Origin of the sequence: Stenotrophomonas maltophilia group sp. RNC7 (assembly GCF_030910085.1) — a bacterium.
GTDB lineage: Bacteria > Pseudomonadota > Gammaproteobacteria > Xanthomonadales > Xanthomonadaceae > Stenotrophomonas > Stenotrophomonas sepilia.
Genome location: NZ_JAVFVN010000412.1, coordinates 17,532 through 38,769, shown reverse-complemented (window position 1 = coordinate 38,769; position 21,238 = coordinate 17,532). Strand labels below are relative to the sequence as shown.

General features: G+C 68.9%; 22 protein-coding genes. 17 read left to right on the top strand and 5 right to left on the bottom strand.

What is annotated here, in order from left to right; all coding sequences use genetic code 11:
• Window positions 1-23 precede the first annotated feature (23 nt).
• The 5 genes from hemF to RCF13_RS07065 all read right to left on the bottom strand — a co-directional run bounded on the left by hemF (window position 24) and on the right by RCF13_RS07065 (window position 6,035).
• A complete protein-coding gene (gene hemF, locus RCF13_RS07085) occupies window positions 24-920 on the bottom strand; it encodes an oxygen-dependent coproporphyrinogen oxidase (RefSeq protein ID WP_154351638.1) in 897 nt (298 codons plus the stop codon).
• A 54-nt stretch (window positions 921-974) separates the two neighbouring features.
• Window positions 975-2,588, bottom strand: a complete 1,614-nt coding sequence (locus RCF13_RS07080) for a hypothetical protein (RefSeq protein WP_134972533.1) — start codon at window positions 2,586-2,588, stop codon at window positions 975-977.
• Window positions 2,589-2,658: 70 nt separating this feature from the next.
• The gene (locus tag RCF13_RS07075; RefSeq protein ID WP_134969425.1) at window positions 2,659-3,219 is read right to left on the bottom strand and encodes a hypothetical protein; all 561 of its coding nucleotides are present in this window, start codon (window positions 3,217-3,219) and stop codon (window positions 2,659-2,661) included.
• A 30-nt stretch (window positions 3,220-3,249) separates the two neighbouring features.
• A complete protein-coding gene (locus RCF13_RS07070; protein WP_061480546.1) occupies window positions 3,250-3,669 on the bottom strand; it encodes an NUDIX domain-containing protein in 420 nt (139 codons plus the stop codon).
• Window positions 3,666-6,035, bottom strand: coding sequence for a S9 family peptidase (locus tag RCF13_RS07065; protein ID WP_134969423.1), 2,370 nt, complete (start codon window positions 6,033-6,035; stop codon window positions 3,666-3,668). Before RCF13_RS07065 ends, RCF13_RS07070 begins: the two co-directional genes overlap by 4 nt.
• Before the next feature lie 167 nt (window positions 6,036-6,202).
• On the opposite strand from RCF13_RS07065, the gene RCF13_RS07060 reads away from it, so the two are divergent.
• The 17 genes from RCF13_RS07060 (at window position 6,203) to RCF13_RS06980 (ending at window position 21,214) form a co-directional block, all read left to right on the top strand.
• Window positions 6,203-6,532 (top strand): hypothetical protein, encoded by a 330-nt coding sequence (locus RCF13_RS07060; protein WP_134969422.1) that lies wholly within the window; start codon window positions 6,203-6,205, stop codon window positions 6,530-6,532.
• A 37-nt stretch (window positions 6,533-6,569) separates the two neighbouring features.
• A complete protein-coding gene (locus RCF13_RS07055; RefSeq protein WP_088496996.1) occupies window positions 6,570-7,223 on the top strand; it encodes a sigma-70 family RNA polymerase sigma factor in 654 nt (217 codons plus the stop codon).
• Window positions 7,220-7,435 carry a hypothetical protein gene (locus RCF13_RS07050; RefSeq protein WP_134969410.1) on the top strand — a complete coding sequence of 72 codons (216 nt, stop codon included), beginning with the start codon at window positions 7,220-7,222 and terminating at the stop codon, window positions 7,433-7,435. Before RCF13_RS07055 ends, RCF13_RS07050 begins: the two co-directional genes overlap by 4 nt.
• A 212-nt stretch (window positions 7,436-7,647) precedes the next feature.
• Window positions 7,648-9,045: a cytochrome ubiquinol oxidase subunit I gene (locus RCF13_RS07045; RefSeq protein ID WP_111201091.1), complete on the top strand. Its 1,398-nt coding sequence runs from the start codon at window positions 7,648-7,650 to the stop codon at window positions 9,043-9,045.
• Between the two features lies 1 nt (window position 9,046).
• Complete coding sequence (gene cydB, locus RCF13_RS07040) at window positions 9,047-10,060, top strand: cytochrome d ubiquinol oxidase subunit II (RefSeq protein WP_134969411.1); 1,014 nt, start codon at window positions 9,047-9,049, stop codon at window positions 10,058-10,060.
• Window positions 10,061-10,275: 215 nt separating this feature from the next.
• Window positions 10,276-11,019 (top strand): beta-ketoacyl synthase chain length factor, encoded by a 744-nt coding sequence (locus RCF13_RS07035; RefSeq protein WP_231352397.1) that lies wholly within the window; start codon window positions 10,276-10,278, stop codon window positions 11,017-11,019.
• A complete protein-coding gene (locus tag RCF13_RS07030; RefSeq protein ID WP_308141009.1) occupies window positions 11,012-11,809 on the top strand; it encodes a lysophospholipid acyltransferase family protein in 798 nt (265 codons plus the stop codon). Before RCF13_RS07035 ends, RCF13_RS07030 begins: the two co-directional genes overlap by 8 nt.
• Window positions 11,796-12,053 carry a phosphopantetheine-binding protein gene (locus RCF13_RS07025; RefSeq protein ID WP_005411610.1) on the top strand — a complete coding sequence of 86 codons (258 nt, stop codon included), beginning with the start codon at window positions 11,796-11,798 and terminating at the stop codon, window positions 12,051-12,053. The genes RCF13_RS07030 and RCF13_RS07025 overlap by 14 nt, the downstream gene beginning before the upstream one ends.
• A 17-nt stretch (window positions 12,054-12,070) precedes the next feature.
• Window positions 12,071-12,328, top strand: coding sequence for an acyl carrier protein (locus tag RCF13_RS07020; RefSeq protein WP_005411609.1), 258 nt, complete (start codon window positions 12,071-12,073; stop codon window positions 12,326-12,328).
• A 22-nt stretch (window positions 12,329-12,350) separates the two neighbouring features.
• The gene (locus tag RCF13_RS07015; protein WP_049416044.1) at window positions 12,351-12,902 is read left to right on the top strand and encodes a membrane protein; all 552 of its coding nucleotides are present in this window, start codon (window positions 12,351-12,353) and stop codon (window positions 12,900-12,902) included.
• Complete coding sequence (locus RCF13_RS07010; protein WP_231352396.1) at window positions 12,895-14,580, top strand: AMP-binding protein; 1,686 nt, start codon at window positions 12,895-12,897, stop codon at window positions 14,578-14,580. The genes RCF13_RS07015 and RCF13_RS07010 overlap by 8 nt, the downstream gene beginning before the upstream one ends.
• Window positions 14,570-15,340, top strand: a complete 771-nt coding sequence (locus RCF13_RS07005; RefSeq protein WP_061480638.1) for a glycosyltransferase family 2 protein — start codon at window positions 14,570-14,572, stop codon at window positions 15,338-15,340. Before RCF13_RS07010 ends, RCF13_RS07005 begins: the two co-directional genes overlap by 11 nt.
• Before the next feature lies 1 nt (window position 15,341).
• A complete protein-coding gene (locus RCF13_RS07000) occupies window positions 15,342-16,283 on the top strand; it encodes an acyltransferase (protein ID WP_061480637.1) in 942 nt (313 codons plus the stop codon).
• Window positions 16,273-17,823 (top strand): aromatic amino acid ammonia-lyase, encoded by a 1,551-nt coding sequence (locus RCF13_RS06995; protein ID WP_134968936.1) that lies wholly within the window; start codon window positions 16,273-16,275, stop codon window positions 17,821-17,823. The genes RCF13_RS07000 and RCF13_RS06995 overlap by 11 nt, the downstream gene beginning before the upstream one ends.
• Complete coding sequence (locus RCF13_RS06990; RefSeq protein ID WP_134968937.1) at window positions 17,810-18,241, top strand: acyl-CoA thioesterase; 432 nt, start codon at window positions 17,810-17,812, stop codon at window positions 18,239-18,241. The genes RCF13_RS06995 and RCF13_RS06990 overlap by 14 nt, the downstream gene beginning before the upstream one ends.
• Window positions 18,238-18,867: an outer membrane lipoprotein carrier protein LolA gene (locus RCF13_RS06985; protein WP_061480635.1), complete on the top strand. Its 630-nt coding sequence runs from the start codon at window positions 18,238-18,240 to the stop codon at window positions 18,865-18,867. Before RCF13_RS06990 ends, RCF13_RS06985 begins: the two co-directional genes overlap by 4 nt.
• A complete protein-coding gene (locus RCF13_RS06980; protein WP_231352395.1) occupies window positions 18,860-21,214 on the top strand; it encodes an MMPL family transporter in 2,355 nt (784 codons plus the stop codon). Before RCF13_RS06985 ends, RCF13_RS06980 begins: the two co-directional genes overlap by 8 nt.
• The last annotated feature ends 24 nt before the right edge of the window (window positions 21,215-21,238 follow it).

Sequence of the window (21,238 nt, the reverse complement as noted above, 5' to 3'; positions counted from 1 at the left end):
CACGTCCCGCGCGACGACACCCCTCAGAGCCAGTCGCGCGGCACCAGGTAGTCGGCAAGTCGCGATTCGGGGCTGCCGGTTTCGGGCGAGAAGCCGTACTCCCAGCGCACCCGCGGCGGCAGGCTCATCAGGATGCTTTCGCTGCGGCCACCGCTCTGCAGCCCGAACAGGGTGCCGCGGTCGTAGACCAGGTTGAATTCCACGTAGCGGCCGCGGCGGTACAGCTGGAACTCGCGTTCGCGTTCGCCATGCGGGGTGTCCTTGCGCTGCTGCACGATCGGCAGGTACGCATCGAGGAAGCCGTCGCCGACCGCGCGCAGATAATCGAAATCGCGCTCGAAGTCGCCGTGCAGGTCGTCGAAGAACAGACCGCCGACGCCGCGCGTTTCGTTGCGATGACGCAGGAAGAAGTATTCGTCGCACCAGCGCTTGTGCGCGGCGTAGCGTTCGTCGCCGAACGGCGCACACAGATCGCGTGCGACCCGGTGCCAGTGCTGCACGTCCTCGTCGAACGGATAGAACGGGGTCAGGTCGAAGCCGCCGCCGAACCAGCTGGCCACCACTTCACCGTCGCGCTGCGCCTGGAAGAAGCGCACGTTGGCATGGGTGGTCGGCACGTACGGGTTGAGCGGGTGGAACACCAGCGACACGCCGGTGGCGCGCCAGGAGGCGCCCGCCAGTTCCGGGCGGTTGGCCGAGGCCGACGGCGGCAGGCGGCTGCCAGCGACGTCGGAGAAGCCGATGCCGGCCTGCTCGAACACCGCGCCGTCGCGCAGCACGCGGGTACGCCCGCCACCGCCCTCGGCACGCTGCCACAGGTCTTCCTGGAAGCGGGCCCGGCCATCGACGGCCTCGATCGCCGCACAGATGCGGTCCTGCAGCTCGGTGAGGTAGGCGCGAACGCGCTCGAATTCGTTCATGGCGCGTACTTTACCGCAGGGCCCGGCCAACGCTGCGGACAGGCCCTGGCAGGCTCAGCGCTTGCGATTGGAAGTGCGCGGCGCCGGAGCGTCCTCGGCCGTCGCTTCGTCCACCGCCTCCTGCAGGACGCGACCCAGCTCCAGGGCGCTCCAGTTTCCGGTGTCCAGCACATCGCAGGCGACGTGGCGCCCGCTGCGGTCGGCGGCGCACAGCCGCTCCAGCGTCGCATGGGCGTCGACGTCGCTGCTGCGGCCCTGCGCTGCGACCAGGTTCTCGCAGCCCTCGCGCACGCCGGCACGGCACACGGTGGTGTAGTGCTCTGCCGCCTGTCGCCACTGGCCGGACAGCGCAAGACGGTTGCCAAGAATGTTGCAGCCCTGCAGCTTGCCCTGCGCGCAGCAGGCTTCGGCACCGCCGCTGGCCAGCGCCTGCGGGCAGTCCTGCGGCAGCGGTAGCACCGTGTAGTGTTTCGGCGGGCTGCAGGTGCTCGCGCCCTCGCCGGTCGGCACGAACACCTGGAAGCGTGTCCACGTGTCCAGGCCCAGCAGCTGGCCGCCGGGCAACGGCCGCAGCACGAAGTCGCCGCCCTTGTCGTGGCGGATGCGGACGTCGCCGTCTTCGACACGGGCACGCAGCTGGCTGTCCCAGCCGATGCCGACCCGTCCTGCATCGCCGAAGTCCAGCGTATCCATCAGGCCACCCGCGGCGCGGAAGGTGCCGCAGGGCAGCGCCGTAGCCGGCTGCGGCCGCAACGAGGCGCCCAGCGCCTGCAACGCAGGCAGGCGCTCACAGGCGGCGCTGTCATTGCCGGGCGCGCACGCTGTGGCCAGTGCCTGCACCGCCTGCAAGGGGTCGCCGGATTCCCACGAGAGCTCGGCCACGCGGCTGCAGAAGCCGCCATGGCCGACCTGCTGGCACAACTGCAACAGCTGCTGGCGCTGCGCGGCCGGCACCACCACCGGCGTGGAGGGTGACAGCACGGAGCTCACCGCTTCGACCATCGCCGCACCCATCGCGGCCTTGACGATCTGCTCCTGCAGCGCCGGATCCGCTTCCAGCGCCGCTGCACAGGCCGGTGTCTCGTTGCTGAAGCCGCCATTCCGGCACGGCACAGGCAGTTCGATGCCGGCCAGTGCGGTATCGAGGATGGCCTGTTGCTGCGCCTCATCCGGCGTGGCCGGCGCCCTGGCCTCGTCATGCCAGCGATCGGCCAGCTGCAGGCACATCCCGGGCACGCCTTCCCGGCACGCCGCTGCCAGCGCGGTGGGGGTCGCCTCGTGGCGGTTGTCCAGGCAGGCCGCCGCATCGGCCAGGCAGCTGCCCGCAGCCGGCGCGGCGGCTGCGGCGCACTGTGCAGGGGCCTGCAGGGTGTAGACCGTGCCGTCCACCTCGAGGGTGCGGCCACGGTCGCGCACCTGCAGCGCGCTGGGCAGGCCATATTCCAGATTCACCAGCTGCAGCTTGCCTTCGATCTGCTGGAACGCGACCGGGGTCGGTGCGCTGCCGAAGTGCTTCTGCTCGCCACGGTTGGATGAGCTGACGCGCAGCGTGCTGCTGCCTTCGTCGGCCTTGAACAGGCCGCATTGCGGTGACTGTGCCGCGGCCACCGGCGTGGCCAGCAGCAACGCCCAGGCCAGCCAGTGGCGGTACGGTGCGAATGAGAGCATGTCGTCTCCTTGACGATCAAAGGCAAAACGCCGGGCGCTGCCGGAGGCCTTGGCCCACGCCCGGCAGAACTCAGTGGAAGCGCGCGCGCACGTCGGGGCGCAGCAGGCGCCAGGCCAGCCAGCCCTGCAGGCCGAGAAGCACGAACGACATGCCGACCACGGTCAGCGTGATCAGCCAGCGTTTCAGCTGCAGTTCCTGCAGCAGGGCCGGGTCATCGGCCAGCAACGGAATGAAGTCGCCCATGAACAGGTCCAGCCACCAGGCGGCTGCGAAGTTGGTCAGGGCACTCAGCAGCAGCAGTACCACGAAGCTCCACAGGCCCCAGCGACGTTCACGCAGCAGGCCCCAACTGGACACGGTCGAGGCCAGGCACAACAGCGCGACGATCATTGACGCGGCCACCGGGTGCGCCAGCAGCCAGACCAGGCTGTGCATCTGCTGGAGCTGCACTTCACCTTCCACCAGGTGCCACAGCGCGAGGTTCTGCAGCGGCCACAGCACCAGTCCCTGCAGCACGAAGTAGATCGTCAGCAGCAGTGACAGCCAGAACGAAGCCTGTGCGACCGGGCGCACCCAGGCGTGATAGGCCGGGGAAAGCGGCGAGGGGATCGACGGGATCGACATTGACATCCGATGTCCTTGCAGTCGGCGCCCGCCTGCTCAGCGGGCCGTCGCCCGGGTGGCGACGGCCGGCAGGATATGGTGTTCGCTCAAGGGTGCCAAGGGCAGGCCATGCGGCGGTTGCAGCGGCACCCAGGCCAGTTCGGCAATTTCGGCGCGCGCCTGCGGCGTGCCGTCCACCTGCACCCACCACGCCTGTGCCTGCACGCGGTGGCCGGGCTCGTTCACCGCCCAGTCCTCGAACGTGCCCAGCGCGATGGCGGCATCGGCGCGCAGCTGCACGCCCAGTTCCTCGTCCAGCTCGCGGGCCAGCGCCTGCAGGGGCGCCTCGCCGGGTTCGGGCTTGCCACCGGGTTGGATGAAGCGGCGCGCACCCTGCTTGCGCACCACCAGCGCCCGGCCGCGGTCATCCAGGATGACCGCAGCCACGATCCGGATCGTGGCTGCGGCGTCGCTCACTTCAGGTTCTGCTCGAACAGCTTGAGGATGCGCTTGTACTGGTCCAGCCAGGAATCGGCACGCACATAGCCGTGGCGTTCCAGCGGGTATGGGGCGATCGACCAGTTGTCCTTGTGCAGTTCGATCAGGCGCTGGGTGAGGTTCACCGAGTCCTGGAAGAACACGTTGTCATCCATCATGCCGTGGGCGATCAGCAGGTTGTCCTGCAGGTTCTGCGCGTACTCGATCGGCGAGGACACGCGGTACGCCTCCGGGTCGATGTCCGGGGTGTTGAGGATGTTGCTGGTGTAGCCGTGGTTGTAGTTGTGCCAATCCACCACCGGGCGCAGCGCGGCGCCGGCCTTGAAGGTGCCCGGCGCACGGAACAGCGCCATGAAGGTCATGAAGCCGCCATAGGAACCGCCGTAGATGCCGGCGTGGTCGCGGTCACCCTGCTGGGTGTCGACCAGCCAGTCCAGGCCGTCCTTGTAGTCTTCCAGTTCCGGGTGGCCCATGTTGCGGTAGATGGCCGTGCGCCAGTCGCGGCCGTAGCCCTCGCTGCCGCGGTAGTCCATGTCCAGCACGATGTAGCCCTTCTGCACCAGCAGGTTGTGGAACATCTGCTCGCGGAAATAGGCCGGGTAGCGCTGGTGCACGTTCTGCAGGTAGCCGGCGCCGTGCACGAACATCACGATCGGATACTTGCGGCCCGGTTCCTTGTTTTCCGGTTCGTAGTACTTGGCCCAGACCACGCCGGCACCATGCTTGGACGGCACTGCCACCAGCTTCGGCTGGATCCACTGGCGTGCCTTGTAGTCGGCGGTGCGGGTGTCGGTCAGCACGCGCGCCTGGCCACCGGCACTGGGCAGTACCGCCAGCTGCGGCGGCAGGTAGGCGCCGGAGTAGCGCACCAGTAGCTGCTGGCCGTCGGGCGACAGCGAGAAATCCTCCACGCCGTTGAGGCTGGTCAGCTCGCGCACCTGGCGGCTGCCGGTGTCGACCGTGCAGACTTCGTAGTCATGCGGCGCCTGCTGGTTGCACAGGAAGTAGAAACCCTTGCCATCGGCCGACGGCACCGGCGCCGAGGTTTCCCACTTGCCGCTGGTCAGCGCCTGCGGCTTGGCGGTGCCGGCCTGGGTGTACAGGTGCGAGAAGCCCGATTCCTCGGACAACAGCCACAGCGTGCGGCCATCGGCCATCCAGCCGAAATCGTTGAAGCCCCAGTTGATCCAGGCGTTGTCGGTCAGGCGGTGGCGGTTCTGCACGCGGCCGTCGGCAGCATTGACGCTGATGATCCAGCGGTCCTTGTTGTCGTTGGCGCGCAGCATCACCGCGGCCTGCTGGCCGTCGGCGCTCCAGCGGATGCCGCCGCCCATGAAGTCGCTCATCACCTGCACGCTGCGCTCGCCCTTCAGCGCATCCTTGCCGGCCTTGCGGCGCAGTTCGGCCAGCGGGTCGGTGCTGATGCCCGGCAGGCCGGACAGCGAGACCTTCTCGGCCTTGCCGGTGCGCACATCCACGTACCACAGGGTGTGTGGCTCGAAGCCGTTGCGGCCGACGCGGGTGCGGGTGTCCTCGGTTTCCTCGTAGCCCGACTCGGTCACGTACAGCGGCATCTTGCTGGTGCGGCCGTCGTCGAAGTCCTTCGGCTTGGTCACCACGATCAGGTGGGTCAGGTCCGGCGACAGCACGCTGTCACCGATCTCGACGTCGGCGCCCAGGTAGACCGGGCCCGGTGCGCGGGTCGGATCAGCCTGGCGCCAGCGCTGGTCCTGGTCCTTCAATGCCTCGCGCTGCTCGCGGTCGCGGCGCAGGGTTTCCAGCGTGCGCAGCTGCTGGTCGCGCAGCACGTCGGCCTTCGGCGGCGTGCGCGGGTCCTTCTCGGCCTTCAGGCTGGCCACCTGCTGCACGCCGCTGGCGGCGGTCCAGTGGAACCAGTTCTGGCCGACGCGCCAGATCACGCCGTTGTCCGCGGCAAAGTTCACGTTGCCCGCGCGCTCGTTGCTGCGGGTCAGCTGGGTCAGCGCGCCGCTGCGCAGGTCGCGCACGAACACATCGCCATTGCGCACGAAGGCGCTGCGGCTGCGGCTGCGGTCGTAGACCGGATCGGCCACGTCCAGGGTGCCGCGCTGGTCATCGGCCACCTGCGCGGCCACGCCGCCGGCCACCGGCTGGCGGAAGGTGTCGCGCACCGGGCTGCCGTTGCGCTTGAGCTGGTACTCCACCTGCTGGCTGTTCCACGACCACCAGGCCTTCTCTACCGGCGGACCGATCCAGTCCGGGTCGGCCATGGCCTGTTCGATGGTGATCGGCGTCGGCGCGGCATGCGCAGCCGGTGCGGCCAGCACGGCCGACAGCAGGAGGGACAGGGGCAGCACTCGGGACATGGGCGGACGGCACCAGAAGAGGAAACCGGCCAAGGGTAGCAGCCGCCCCGGCCCGGGGCAGGGGCCACAGGTCATGGCAGCGGGATTGGCAAAGTGGCGCAACCGGTTGCCGTGGTCGCGCATCCATTCTCCTGAACCCGCATCATCCACCGAACAGGAGCCCGACCATGCAGGAACTGATCCCGATCACCCTCTTCATCTGCATCGCCTACGCGATTCATGCCATTGCCGATGCCCGCGCCCGCAGCAAGCTGGTGGCTCCGCACGTGCCAGAGGAAGTTATCCGCTCGCTGGCGGTACTGGAAGAAGAACGCCGCCGCCAGGGCGCCCTGCGCTGGGGCATCAGCCTGGTCTGCCTGGCCCTGGCCATGGCCCTGCTGGAGGCCATCGGTGCGCGTGACCTGACCTTTGGTGCCGCTGCCGCGCTGGTCGGCAGTGCCGGCCTGGGCCAGCTGCTGGCCTGGCACTTCACCCGCCCCGGCGCACGCAAGGGCTGAGCCGGCGCATGCCACGGGCACAGGGGGCGCCCCGTAGATGAGCCTGCTCGGCGAAGCGCTGTCGGCACTGCGGGGCCGTCGCCGCGAGGATACGGCGGCGACGGCAGCCCCCGCCAAAGCGCTGGACGCGGACCAGGCCCTGGTGCGGGCCATCATCGATGGCTCGCAGTCGGCCTTCGCGCAGCTGGTGGAGACACACCAGCGCACCTGCGCGCATGTGATCGGACGCATGGTGGGCGACCGCGACCAGGTCGCCGACCTGCTGCAGGAAACTTTCCTTGCCGTGTTCCGCCAGCTGCATCGGTTTCGTTTTGAATGCTCGCTGCGCACCTGGGTTTCCCGGATCGCCTACACCACGGCGCTGCAGCACCTGCGCCGGCGGCGGCTGGAGGCGCAGTGGATGGTGGCGGTGGAGGTGCCGGAGGATCTGGGGATCGGTGACGAAGGCCCCGGGCCGGCCGAGTTGAGCGAGGCGCTGCAGGCCGGGCGCCAGCTCGGCGCGGCACTGGAACGGCTGAGTCCGCCGCAGCGCCTGATCGTCGGCCTGCATTACCTGGAGGATTTCGATCTGGCCGAGATCGAACAGGTGACCGGGCTGGCGCGCGGTACCATCAAGAGCCATCTGCACCGCGCGCGCCAGATCCTGAAGCAGGAACTGACGCGGCATGCCACCGCCGGAGAGCTGCTGTGAATCCACCGACCGACCCTCGCGATGCGGAAGCGCGCGCGCTGGCACAGGCGTTGCGTGAGCACGCGCAGCAGGAAGAAACGCCGGATGTGAGCGAGGCGCTGCAGAAGCGCATTGCCGCTGAGTCGCGCGACGGTGGCGTGGGTTATGTGGTGGTGCAGGTGCTGTTGTTTGGCGCCATGCTGGCTGCGGCGGCCTGGTATTTCTGGCACTGAGGCACCCGCCGGGCAAGGGGCCGCTCCAATCGCGGTGGGTAGAGGCCGACCTGGGTCGGCGTTGGGCGTGTGTGCCAACCAAGGTTGGCAGCTACCAGAACGGTTGACCCCTGCGACAAAGTGAAGCAGCGCGTCACCCGGTCGCATCCCGTCTTAACGAAATCCTCCTAAAGTGGTCCGGTATCCCACCGGTCGCAGGCAGGAGGCGTCCCTTGGACGCGTTGTTGTTGTCCCGGATCCAGTTCGGATTCGTCATCAGTTTCCACGTGCTGTTCCCCGCCTTCACCATCGGTACGGCCAGCTGGCTGGCCTTCATCGAATGGCGCTGGCTGCGCACGAGGCTGCCCGTGTGGCGCGAGCTGTACTTCTTCTGGCAGAAGATCTTCGCGGTGTCGTTCGGCATGGGCGTGGTCAGCGGCATCGTCATGGCCTTCCAGTTCGGTACCAACTGGCCGCGGCTGAGCGAGGTGGCCGGCACGGTCATCGGCCCGCTGCTGACCTACGAGGTGCTGACCGCGTTCTTCCTGGAAGCCAGCTTCCTCGGCGTGATGATGTTCGGCTGGGGCCGGGTCTCGCCGCGCCTGCATTTCCTGTCCACCTGCATGGTTGCGCTGGGCACGCTGTTCTCCACGTTCTGGATCCTGTCGTCCAACAGCTGGCTGCACACGCCGGCCGGCTACGAGATGGTCAACGGCATCGTGCATCCGGTGGACTGGTGGCAGGTGGTGTTCAATCCCTCGTTCCCCTACCGCCTCGCGCACATGGCGCTGGGCTCGTTCATCACCACCTGTTTCGTGATTGGTGGCGTGGGTGCGTGGTACCTGCGCAAGGGCACGCACGTGGAAGCGGGCCGGCGCATGCTGATCGCCGCCGTGGCATTCGCTGCGCTGACCGTGCCGGTGCAGATCTTCGTCGGCGACATGCACGGCCTGAACACGCTCAAGCACCAGCCGATGAAGATCGCGGCGGTGGAGGCGCATTGGCATGAGACCCGGGAAGGCGAGGGCGTACCGCTGGTGGTGTTCGCGCTGCCCAACGAGAAGGAGGAGCGCAACGATTTCGAAGTGGCCATCCCGAAGCTGGGCAGCGTGATCCTGACCCACAGCCTGGACGGCACCTTCGACCCGCTGACCTCGGTACCGGCCAGCGAGCGGCCGCCGGTGACGCCGGTGTTCTTTGCCTTCCGCATCATGGTCGGGCTGGGCACGCTGATGCTGCTGCTGGCCTGGGTGTCGGCCTTCCAGCTGTGGCGCAACAAGCTGCTCGATTCGCCATGGCTGCTGCGCGGCTGGAACTGGATGCTGCCTAGCGGTTTCATCGCGCTGCTGTCGGGGTGGTTCGTCACCGAGATGGGACGCCAGCCGTGGGTGGTGTATGGCCTGCTGCGCACCGCCGATGCGGTCGGCCCGCAGAGCGCGTGGATGACCGCGCTGTCGCTGGGCGTCTACGTGGTCGGCTACGCCTTCGTGTTCGGCTGGGGCATCTGGTACCTGGTGAAGATCCTGCGCCACGGACCGCAGCCCTACGCCGAAGGGCCGTCGCTGGACCACGGCAGCCACACCCCGGCGCGCCCGCTGTCGGCAGCCGACGAACCGCTGGAGGAGCGCTGACATGGACCTGATGACCTGGCTGCCGGTGGCGTGGTTCGCGGTGATCGGCTTCGGCGTGCTGATGTACGTGGTGCTGGACGGCTTCGTGCTTGGCATCGGCATCCTCGCCCCCTTCGCCGAGGACGAGGAGCAGCTGGACCTGATGATGAACACCGCCGCGCCGATCTGGGACGGCAACGAGACCTGGCTGGTGCTGGGGGGTGCCGGCCTGCTGGCGGCCTTCCCCAAGGCCTATGCGGTGCTGTTGTCGGCGCTGTACCTGCCGGTGCTGGTGCTGGTGGTGGCGCTGGTGTTCCGTGGCGTGGCCTTTGAATTCCGCTTCAAGGCACATCGGTCACGCCGGCTGTGGAGCGTGGCGTTCGGCCTCGGTTCGCTGCTGGCGACGTTCGCCCAGGGCGTGATCCTGGGCACGCTGGTGCAGGGCATCCCGCTGGTGGACGGTGTCTATCAGGGCGGGCCGTTCGCCTGGTTCAGCCCGTTCGCGATGCTGACCGGTGCCGCGCTGGTGGCCGGCTATGCGTTACTGGGCAGCACCTGGCTGATCCTGAAGACCGAAGGGCGCGTGCAGGCGCTGGCGCGGCAGATGACCCGGCCGCTGGTGGTGGCGGTGATCGCGGCGATGGGCCTGGTCAGCAGCTGGCTGCCGTTCCTCGACTCGCGGTTGATGGATCGCTGGTTCAGCGACGGCAACTTCTGGTGGCTGTCGCCGGTGCCGCTGCTGACCCTCGCGGTAGCCGCCGCGCTGTGGCGCAGTGCCACCCACCCGCGCCACGACCTGCCGCCGTTCGTGCTCAGCCTGGCCCTGTTCGTGCTCGGCTTCCTCGGCCTGGTACTCGGCATGTGGCCCTACCTGCTGCCACCGTCGATGACCCTGTGGCAGGCCGCCGCGCCGGCCTCCTCGCTGGGCTTTACCTTGGTTGGCCTGGTCATTCTGCTGCCGGTCATCCTCGGTTATACGGCGTGGTCGTACCGGGTGTTCCGTGGCAAGGTGCACGCCGATACCGGTTACCACTGATCGTTTGAAGCGGGGCCGCCGGTGCCGGCTCCCGTGTTGGGGAATGTGAAACCTGCACACCCCGTGCAGGACGTGCTAGCGTGCGCTCCTTTCCGGCAGCCAGGGGGGCAGCCGGCGACGTCCTGGACGGACGCACGGCTGCAGGACTGGGGGGCCGCCGCGCGTCGCCGTAATGGCTCGTGCCTATCGTTCTCCCGTTGAACCACCTTCGCTAAATGATCGAATTCTCCATCGTCGACTGGGCTGCCTGGGCGCCCGGCCTGAGCGAGCGTAGCCAGTGGCTGGGCTGGGCCGATGCGCCGTATCCGCCGGTTGGCGAGGACACGCCGGCGCTGGCCGAGATCCCGGCAATGCAGCGCCGGCGCATCGAGCGGCTGGGCCGGATGGCGATCCAGGCCGCCTGCTGGTGCGAGGAGGGGCAGGGGGCAGACAGCCAGGTCCCGCTGGTGTTCGCCAGCCGCCACGGCGACGTGGCCCGTTCGATGGAGCTGCTGGGGGCGCTGTCCAACGATCAGCCCTTGTCACCGACGGGGTTCGGCCTGTCGGTGCACAACGCGATCGCTGCGTTGTACTCGATCGCGCGCGGCCACCGTGGCAACTACCTGGCGCTGGCCGCCGGCCAGGCCACGGTCGAGACCGCCTGCCTGGAAGCGGCCGGTTTGCTCGCCGATGGCGCCCGCGAAGTGCGGGTGGTGGTGTATGAGTCGCGCCTTCCCGAGATTTACGCGACGTTCGCCGACGAACCCGACCCGTTCTTTGCCTGGTGTTGGCGTTTGACGGCGCCGATGCCGGGCCAGCCGACCCTCTCCCTGCAGTGGGAGGCGGCGCCGGAGGCCACTGCCACCGCCCCGGGCGCGCTGCCGCACGCGCTGGACCTGCACCGCTTCCTGCTGTCCGGTGCGCCGGCGCTGGAGCACGTGGCCCAAGGCCAGCGCTGGCGCTGGGGGCGCCGTGGCTGAGGCGCTGCGCCGTCTCGATCATGCCTGGCGGGTGCTCGGCACCGGCCTGAGCTTTGCCGCATTCGGCATGGGTGGCCTGTTGCTGGGCGTGCTGGTGATGCCGGTGCTGCTGCTGATGCGCGACCCGGTGGTCCGTCGCCGCCGGGCGCGCCGCGTGGTTCAGGTTGCCTTTGCCAGCCATCTGCGCCTGATGCGCGCGCTGGGGGTGATGACCTACCAGATCGAGGGCGGTGAACGCCTGCAGCGCGACGGTTTGCTGGTTCTGGCCAATCCCCCGACCCTGATCGACGTGGTCTGCCTGATCTCGCTGCTGCCCAACGCCGATTGCGTGGTGAAACGCGCCGTGGCCCGCAACCCGTTCATGCGCGGTCCGGTGCGGGCGGCCGGCTACATCTCCAATGACGATGGCGCTGGCCTGGTCGATGACTGCGTGGCGGCGGTGCGCGCCGGCGGCACCCTGGTGATCTTCCCCGAAGGCACCCGCAGCGTGCCGGGCCAGCCGCCGCGGCTGCAGCGCGGGGCCGCCAACATCGCCGTCCGCGGCCGGCTGGACATCACCCCGGTGCGGATCACCTGCACCCCGCCCACGTTGACCAAGGGACAGAAGTGGTATCGTGTCCCCTCACGTCGCTTTCACGTTCGGCTGCAGATCGGCGAAGATATCCCGATCGCGCCCTTCCTGGCCGATGACGACTCGCCAAGGGGGGATGCCTTGGCAGCCCGCCGCGTCACCGAGCACCTTTCTCGTTATTTCGACCTGTCTGGAGATCCGCCCCGTGCAAGCACTTGAGCACGAGATCAAGGAATTGATCATTTCCTCCCTTTCGCTGGAGGACATCACGCCGGAGGACATCGATCCGACCGCGCCGCTGTTCGTCGAGGGCCTGGGCCTGGATTCGATCGACGCGCTGGAGCTGGGCCTGGCGCTGCAGAAGAAGTACGGTGTCAGCCTCTCGGCCGATTCGGAAGAAACCCGTCGCCATTTCTCCAGCGTGCGCGCGCTCGGCGAGTTCGTCGCCGCCCGCCAGTCGTAACGGCGCCAGGAATAGCCATGACCAAGAATGAACTGTTCGAACGCATCGTCAGCATCCTGACCGACAGCTTCGAGATTGAAACCGCCCGGATCACCCCCGAGGCCCGCCTGTATGACGACCTGGACATCGACAGCATCGATGCGGTCGACCTGATCGTGCAGCTCAAGCCACTGCTCGGCCGCAACCTGCAGCCGGAAGCGTTCAAGGCCGTGCGCACCGTGCAGGACATCGTTGATGTCGTGCATGGACTGCTGCCGGACCAGGCAGCCGCCTGACCGCAGCGCCGGCGGCTTCGCCATGGCTCGCGCACGTACCGTCGTGGTGGCAGCGATTTCGCTTGCCTACCCGCTGCTGGTGTACCTGGCGATGGGCCGCTTCGAGCCGCGCTGGCTGTCGCTGCTGCTGTTCACCCTGGCCCTGCTGCGTGCGCTGAGCACTCGCCAGCCGTTGTGGTGGGCCGCCGCCGCCGGCACCGGCCTGCTGGCGGTGCTGGCCACCGTGCTCAACCAGGCCCTGCCGCTGAAGCTATATCCGGCGCTGGTCAATGCGGTGATGCTGGCGGTGTTCGGCACCAGCCTGCGCTTCGGGCCGCCGTTGGTGGAGCGCCTGGCGCGGCTGCAGGAGCCGGACCTGCCCCCGTTCGCGGTGGCCTATACCCGCCGCGTCACCCAGGTGTGGTGCGGCTTCTTCGTTCTCAACGGCAGCCTGGCCCTGCTGACCGCGCTGTACGCGTCGGACCGGGCCTGGATGCTCTACAACGGACTGTTGGCGTACGTGATGATGGGCGTGTTGTTCGCAGGTGAGTGGCTGGTGCGGCGGCGGGTGAAGGCGGCACACGCGCATGGCTGAGTGGATTGCCCTGGACCGGCTGCTGCTGGAGGCGCGGCCGCAGCGCAGCGTCGGCCTGTGCGACGGAGACATGGTTGACCACGCCTGCTTCCGCCAGCGCGTGCTGGGCTGGCGCGCCGCCTTTGCGGCGGCCGAAGGCCGCGACTGGGCCCTGTATTTCGATGACGCCGTGGCCTTCGCTGCGGCGCTGTTCGGCGCCTGGCATGCCGGCAAGCGGGTGTTCCTGGCTGCTGACAACCTGCCGGCCACGCTGCAGGCGCTGCAGCCGCAGGTGAGCGGTTTCGCGGGCGACGTGCCGGCCGACTACCGCCCGCTGGCGGCGCTGGACGCGGCACTGGACGACGAACTGCAGGCGCTGGACGAGCGCGCCTGCGAGCTGTGCGTGTTCACCTCCGGCAGCACCGGCCAGCCCAGTGCGATCGGCAAGCGCCTGGACCAGCTGGCGCGCGAGGTGGAAGCGCTGCAGGCCGCGTTCGGCGCGCAGCTGGAGGGCGCGCAGGTGCACGGCACGGTGTCCCACCAGCACATCTACGGGCTGCTGTTCCGGGTGCTGTGGCCGCTGGCCGCCGGCCGCCTGATCCATCCGCGCCGGTTCTTCCACGAAGACCTGGTGGGTGCGCTGGCCGGTACCGACACGGTGCTGGTGGCGACGCCGGCCCATCTCAAGCGCCTGCCCGAGCAGCTCGACTGGGCCAGCCTGCATGGCCGCCTGCGCGCGGTGTTCTCCTCCGGTGGCCCGCTGCCGGAGGACGCGGCGCGACAGGTGCGGCAGTGGTTGGGCGTGGCGCCGACCGAGGTCTATGGCAGCAGCGAGACCGGCGGTATCGCCTGGCGCCGCTGGGACACCGACCTGCCGCCGTGGCAGCCGCTGCCGGGTGTGCAATGGCGGATCGACGACGGCTGCCTGGCGGTGGCCTCGGCGCATCTGGAAACTCCCGGCTGGTGGCGCACCCAGGACCGCGTGGAAGCCTTGGCCGATGGCCGTTTCCGGCTGCTGGGCCGCGCCGACCGCATCGTCAAGATCGAAGAGCGCCGCGTCTCGCTGGATGCACTGGAACGCGCGCTGCGCGAAGACACCGAAGTGGATGACGTGCGCGTGCTGGTGCTGCCCGGGCAGCGCGAGCAGTTGGCCGCCGTGGTGGTTCCGGCCGATCCGGCGCTGCTGGAGGGCGGCGACGCCGCGCGCCGTGCGCTCGGCCAACGCCTGGGCGCGCGCCTGGCGCATGCGCATGACGCGGTGACCCGGCCGCGCCGTTGGCGCCTGGTGCAGGCGTTGCCGATCAACGCGCAGGGCAAGGTGACCCAGGCGGCATTGGCGGCGCTGTTCCAGCCACTGATGCCGGTGCCGGTCTGGGACCGCCGCGACGCCGCCAGCGCCACGCTGCGCATGACCCTCGACCCGGCGCTGCGACCGTTCCAGGGCCACTTCCCGCAGGCGGCGATCCTGCCCGGTGTGGCGCAGTTGGACTGGGCGATGCGTTTCGGTCGCCAGGCATTTGCGATGCCGCGCGTGTTCCTGCGCATGGACGCGGTGAAGTTCCAGCACGTGGCCCGCCCCGGCGATGAGTTGACCCTGCAGCTGGACTGGGATGCCGCACGCAACGTGCTCGCCTTCCGCTATACCTCCAGCCACGGTGTGCATGCCAGCGGCAAGGTGGTTTTCGCCGATGCGGACTGACCCGGCCGTTGCCGGTGCCGCGTTTGCGCCACTGGTGGTGATTCCCGTCTACGACCACGAGCACGCCATCGTGGCGGTGGTCGACGGTGTGCAGGCCGCTGGCCTGCCTTGCCTGCTGGTCGACGATGGTTCGCATGAGGCGTGCGCGGCGGTGCTGCGCACGCTGGCACAGCGCCAGGGCGTCGACCTGCTGCGCCTGGACGCCAACCAGGGCAAGGGTGGGGCGATGCTGGCCGGTTTTGTTGAAGCCGGCGCGCGTGGCTACAGCCACGTGCTGCAGATCGACGCAGACGGCCAGCACGATACCGCTGACCTGCCACGCTTCATCGAGGCCGCGCGTGTGCATCCCGACGCGGTGATCTGCGGCATTCCGGCCTACGACGCCAGTGTTCCCAAGGCACGCCTGTATGGCCGCTACGCCACCCACGTCTGGGTCTGGATCAACACGCTGTCGCTGCACCTGCGCGACACCATGTGCGGCTTCCGGGTGTATCCCCTGCCACCGGTGCTGCGCCTGATCGGTGAAGAGACCATCGGCCGGCGCATGGATTTCGATACTGAAGTGATGGTGCGCCTGTACTGGCGCCAGCTGCCGGTCGAGCACCTGGCCACGCGCGTGACCTATCCCGCCGATGGCGTGTCGCACTTCGATGTGTGGCGCGACAACGTGCGCATCAGCCGCATGCACACCCGCCTGTTCTTCGGCATGCTCTGGCGCGCACCGCGGCTGCTGTGGCGCCGCCTGCAGGGGCAGCGCTGAAATGGCGACCGCGCAGGACGCCCCGCACTGGGCCGACATCGGCGAATCGACGTCGGTGGCCGGCGTGCTGTTCCTGTGCTGGGTGCACCGCTGGTTCGGGCGCTGGCCATTCCGCCTGTGCGCGTGGCCGGTGGTGGCCTGCCATTGGCTGGGTAACCGTGTGGGGCGACAGGCCTCGATGCAGTACCTGCAGCGGCTGCAGGCATACAGCGGCGTGCTCGGCCGCGCGCCAACCCGGCGCGACAGCCTGCGCCACTTCTTCGCCTTCGCCGACACGATGCTGGACAAGATCCTCGGCCTGGGCGGGCGCTACCCGGCCAACCGTATCCACCTGCACCGCGACCTGGTGCTGCAGAAGATCGCGCGCCGCGAAGGCGGTCTGATCCTCACCGCGCACATCGGCTGCCTGGAACTGTGCCAGGTGCTGGCCGAACAGGTGCCGGGGTTCCGCATCACCGTGCTGGTGCACACCGCGCATGCGCAGCGCTTCAACCGCCTGCTGCAGCGGCTGGACCCGCTGGCGGCGGTGGAGCTGGTGCAGGTGACCGGAATGGGGCCGGCCACAGCGGTGATGCTGGCCGAGCGCGTGGCGGCGGGGGGCTTCGTCGCCATCGTCGGCGACCGCACGCCGGTGCAGGGCGGTCGCAGCGTCACCGCCGATTTCCTCGGCCACCGCGCACCGTTCCCTATCGGCGCTTACGTGCTGGCTGCGGCGCTGGGCTGCCCGGTCTACACCATGGCCTGCCTGCACCAGGGCGAGGGCTATCGCGTGGCTTTTGAACAGTTCGCCGAACGCATCGTGCTGCCGCGTGGCTCGCGCGACGCGGCACTTGCCGAACAGGCACAGCGCTTCGCGCGCTGGCTGGAACTCCAGGTCATCCAGTCCCCGTTGGACTGGTTCAATTTCTTCCCCTTCTGGGATCAGGCTCCGCATGACGACTGACGCCGTACCCGTGTGCCGCTTTGGCGATGCACCGTTGACCATCGAAGACGTGGTTGCCCTGGCCCAGCGCCAGTGCCAGGCCGCACTGAGCGACGCGCCGGCGTTCCGCGCACACATCCAGCGCGGTGCCGACTTCCTTGACCGCCTGCTGCGCGAGGATGGCGTGATCTACGGTGTGACCACCGGCTATGGCGATTCGTGCACGGTGAACATCCCGCCGGCGCTGGTGGCTGAACTGCCGCACCACCTGTACACCTACCATGGCTGCGGCCTGGGCCGCTACCTGGACCCGGTCGAGACCCGTGCGGTGCTGGCCGCGCGCCTGGCATCGCTGGTGCGCGGCATGTCCGGTGTCAGCGTGCCGCTGCTGGAAGGCCTGGCCACGCTGCTGCAGCACGATGTGCTGCCGATGATTCCGGCCGAAGGCTCGGTCGGTGCTAGCGGCGACCTGACCCCGCTGTCCTACGTGGCGGCGGTGCTGTGTGGCGAGCGCGAGGTGCTGCACGATGGCCGCGTGCAGCCGGCGGCCGAGGTGCTGGCGAAGATCGGCATGACCCCGCTGAAGCTGCGGCCGAAGGAAGGCCTGGCGATCATGAACGGCACCGCCGTGATGACCGGCCTGGCCTGCCTGGCCTGGCAGCGCGCCGACTACCTGGCGCGCATGGCCACGCGCCTGACCGCGTTCAACGTGCTGGCCAGCGACGGCAACGCGCACCACTTCGACGAAACCCTGTTCGCGGCCAAGCCGCACCCGGGCCAGGGCCGCATCGCCGCGCGCCTGCGCAGCGACCTGCACAGCGAGCGTCCGCCACGCAATGAACAGCGCCTGCAGGACCGCTATTCGCTGCGCTGCGCGCCACACGTGATCGGCGTGCTGGAGGACAGCCTGCCGTTCCTGCGCCAGCTGATCGAAACCGAACTGAACAGCGCCAACGACAATCCGCTGATCGATGCCGACGGCGAGCGCATCCTGCATGGCGGCCACTTCTACGGCGGCCACATCGCGCTGGCGATGGACACCCTGAAGAACACCGTGGCCAACGTGGCCGACCTGCTCGACCGGCAGCTGGCGCTGGTGGTCGATGCCCGCTACAACCATGGCCTGCCGGCCAACCTGTCGGCGGCCACCGGCCCGCGCGCGGCCATCAACCACGGCCTGAAGGCGCTGCAGATCAGCGTGTCGGCCTGGACGGCCGAAGCGCTGAAGCAGACACTGCCGGCCAGCGTGTTTTCGCGCTCCACCGAGTGCCACAACCAGGACAAGGTCAGCATGGGCACCATCGCCGCGCGCGACTGCCTGCGCGTGATCGAGCTGACTGAACAGGTGGTGGCCGCGATGCTGATCGCCGCCCGCCAGGGCCTGGCGCTGCGCGAACGGGTTGGCCTGAACGCGCAGCTGCATGGCAGTCTGGCCGGCATGTACGCCGACCTGGGGCAGCGCATCGCCCTGGTTGAAGAAGACCGCGCGCTGGATCGCGAACTGCGGGAACTGCTGGTGGAGATCCGCGCGCAACGTTGGGAGCTGTATGCCGGTGAATGAGGCTATTGAACGGGTTGGCGAAATTGCGTTGACCCCCGCCTTCCATGACTGCGATCCGATGAACGTGGTCTGGCATGGCAACTACTTCAAGTACTTCGAGATCGCGCGCTGCGCGCTGCTTGGGCGCTACGACTACGACTACCCGCAGATGCTCGAATCGGGCTACCTGTGGCCGGTGGTCGATGCGCGGGTGAAGTACGTGCGCCCGCTGCTGTTCAACCAGGCGCTGCGCGTGATTGCGCGCATCGTGGAATGGGAGAACCGGCTGAAGATCGAGTACGAGATCCTTGATGTGGAAAGCGGCCAGGTGCTGACCCGTGCGATGACCATCCAGGTCGCGGTGGACGCGACCAGCAGGGAAATGCTGTACCAGTGCCCGCCGGTACTGTGGGAACGCCTGGGAGTGCCTGCACCGTGAACACCCTTGTCCGCCTTTCGAGCGTGCTTCTGTGCGCGCTGATGTTCATTGCCGCGCCGCAGGTGCAGGCGGCCGACGCCGCCATTGATGTGATCACCCAGGCGGTGGCGCGGCCGGACGTGCTGCGTGGCCAGTTCAGCCAGGAAAAGCAGGTCAGCGGCTTCAAGAACCCGCTGCGCTCGCAGGGCCAGTTCGTGGTCGCGCGCCAGCATGGCGTGATCTGGACCACGCTCAAGCCGTTCCCCTCCGAAGTGGTGGTCACCGCCGACCGCATCCTCAGCCGCCAGCGCGATGGCAGCACCCGTGTCGAGCTCGATGCGCGGCAGCAGCCGGCGATGCGTTCGGTGAACGCGATCATGTTCGCGCTGATGAGTGGCGACGTGCAGGCGCTGTCCGGCCAGTTCAACGTGGCGGCCAGCCGTGAAGGGCAGGGCTGGCGGCTGCGGCTGACGCCGAAGTCGGCGATGCTGGCCAAGGCGTTCCAGTCGCTGACCCTGCAAGGTGACCGCTACGTGCGCCAGGTCGAGATCGTCGAGGCCAACAAGGACCGCACGCAGATCCAGTTCAGTGCACTGAGCGAAGCGCCGGCCACGCTCACCGCCGACGAGGCGCGCCGCTTTGAGTGAGGGGGCAGCATCGAACGGGCCGGACCGGTTGCGGCGCTGGTGGCACTGGCTGGGCATCGCCTGGCTGGTGCTCCTGCTGGTGTTGGGGGCGCAGCAATGGCGCCTGTGGAGCCAGCAGTCGCGGATCGACACCGACATCCTCGCCCTGCTGCCGCAGGACGCGCATGACCGCCTGTTGAGTGACGTCACCCGGCGCATCGCCGACGGCAGCTCGCGCCAGGTGGTGGTGCTGCTGGGCAGCAAGGATGGCGCCGCCGCCAAGCGCGCACAGGCGGCGTTCGCTGCGGCGATGGCGGCGGATGCCGACAGCGCGTTGCTGGTGCCCAGCGGTTCGATCGAAGGCTGGTTCGACGAGGCGCGCGCGTTCTACGCACCGTACCGCGACCGCCTGCTGACCCCGGCCCAGCGCGAGCAGCTGCAGGGCAGCGAACCGGGCGCGTTGGCCGAGCAGGCGTTGGCTGCGCTGTACGGCCCGATGGGCGCCCCGCGCCTGACCGACTGGCGGCAAGACCCGCTGTCGCTGTGGCCGCAATGGTGGCAGCAGCAGGCGCAGGGGTCGGGGTTGCGGCTGGGCGATGACGGCCTGCTCGAAGCCGAGGGCAGGCATTGGGCCGTACTGCAGTTCGATACGCCGGGGTCGGCGTTCCAGCTTGACGGCGAGCGCCATCTCGACGGCCTGCTGGAACGTGCCGGGCTGGCCGCGAGGGCGGCGGCGCCAGAACTGGAAATCCTGCATGCGGGTGTGCCGCTGCACGCCGAAGCGGCGGCGGTGCAGGCCAACCAGGAGATCAACACGATCGGCTGGGGCTCGCTGGCCGCGGTGCTGCTGCTGGTGTGGCTGGCGTTCCGTTCGCTGCGACCGATCCTGCTGGTTGCCGCCTCACTGCTGATCGGCTGTGGCGTGGCGCTGGCGGTGACCGTGCTGGTGTTTGGCAAGGTGCATGTGCTGACCCTGGTGTTTGGTGCGTCGCTGGTGGGCGTGGCCGAGGACTACGGCATCCACTGGTTCGCTTCGCGCCAGGCCGAACCGGCTGATCGTCGCTGGAAACTGCTGCGGCACCTGCTGCCCGGCCTGTGGCTGGCCCTGCTGACCAGCGCGCTGGCCTACCTGGCACTGGGCCTGGCCCCGTTCCCGGGCCTGCGCCAGATGGCATTGTTCTCGGTGGTCGGCCTGGCCGCCGCCTTCCTTACGGTGATTTTCTGGTTCCCGTGGCTGGATGGCGGCGAGATCCGCCAGACCCGTTTCTCGCAGTGGCTGGGCAACACGCTGGAGCGCTTCCCGCGCCTGCATGGCCGCCGCCCGCTGACGGTGTTCGTGGTGATCACGCTGGCACTGGCTGCAATCGGCATCGCCCGCCTGCACAGCAACGACGACCTGCGCAGCCTGCAATCGTCGCCGCCCGCGCTGATGGCGCAGCAGATCCGCTTGAGCCAGCTGCTGGGCATGCCCAGCCCGGCACAGTTCTACCTGGTACAGGGCACCGACGCGGCGCAGCTGCTGCAGCGTGAGGAAGCGTTGACCGAACGCCTGCGCGTACTGGCCAACCAGAAGCGCATTGGGGGCTATCGCGCGATCAGCGATTGGCTGCCGTCGCCGTCGCGCCAGCAGGCCGATGCGGCGCTGACCGCGAAGGTTGAACCGGGTGTGCTTGCGGCCGTGTCCGAGGCCGTGGGAGAGCCACTGCAGCGACCGCCGTTCGCTGACGCGCCACTCACCGCCGAAGCGTTCCTGGCCTCGCCGGCCTCGCAGCCGTTCCGGCACCTGTGGGTGGGCCAGGTCGGCGGGCAGATGATCAGCGTGGTGATGGTCGATGACCTGTCGCGCGCCGACGCGCTGACCACCCTGCGCGGCGCGGCCGAGGGCCTGCCCGGTGTGCGCTGGGTGGATCGCACCGCCGACTTCTCGCAGCTGCTGGGCCACTACCGCAAGCTGATGGGCGGGCTGCTGCTGGTCGGCATCGTGCTGGTGTTCACCGCGCTGTGGCTGCGCTACCGCCGCCAGGCCTGGCGCGTGTTCGCGCCGACCCTGATTGCCGGCGCATTGACCTTGGGCCTGCTGGGCCTGTTCGGCCAGCCGCTGCAGCTGTTCAACGTGCTGGCACTGATGCTGCTGCTGGGCATGGGCATCGACTACGGCATTTTCCTGATCGAGCACCGCGGCGACGCCAGTGCCTGGCTGGCCGTGTGCGTGGGCGCGGCCAGCACCTGGCTGTCGTTCGGCTTGCTGGGCCTGTCGCAGACCCCGGCGTTGCGCGCGTTCGGCCTGACCCTGCTGTTCGGCATCGGCCTGGTCTGGCTGATCTCGCCGCTGTTCCGTCCGCCGCCGCACGATCTGCCGCCGGCCTGAGCCTGTTTTCCGACTTCCTTCTTT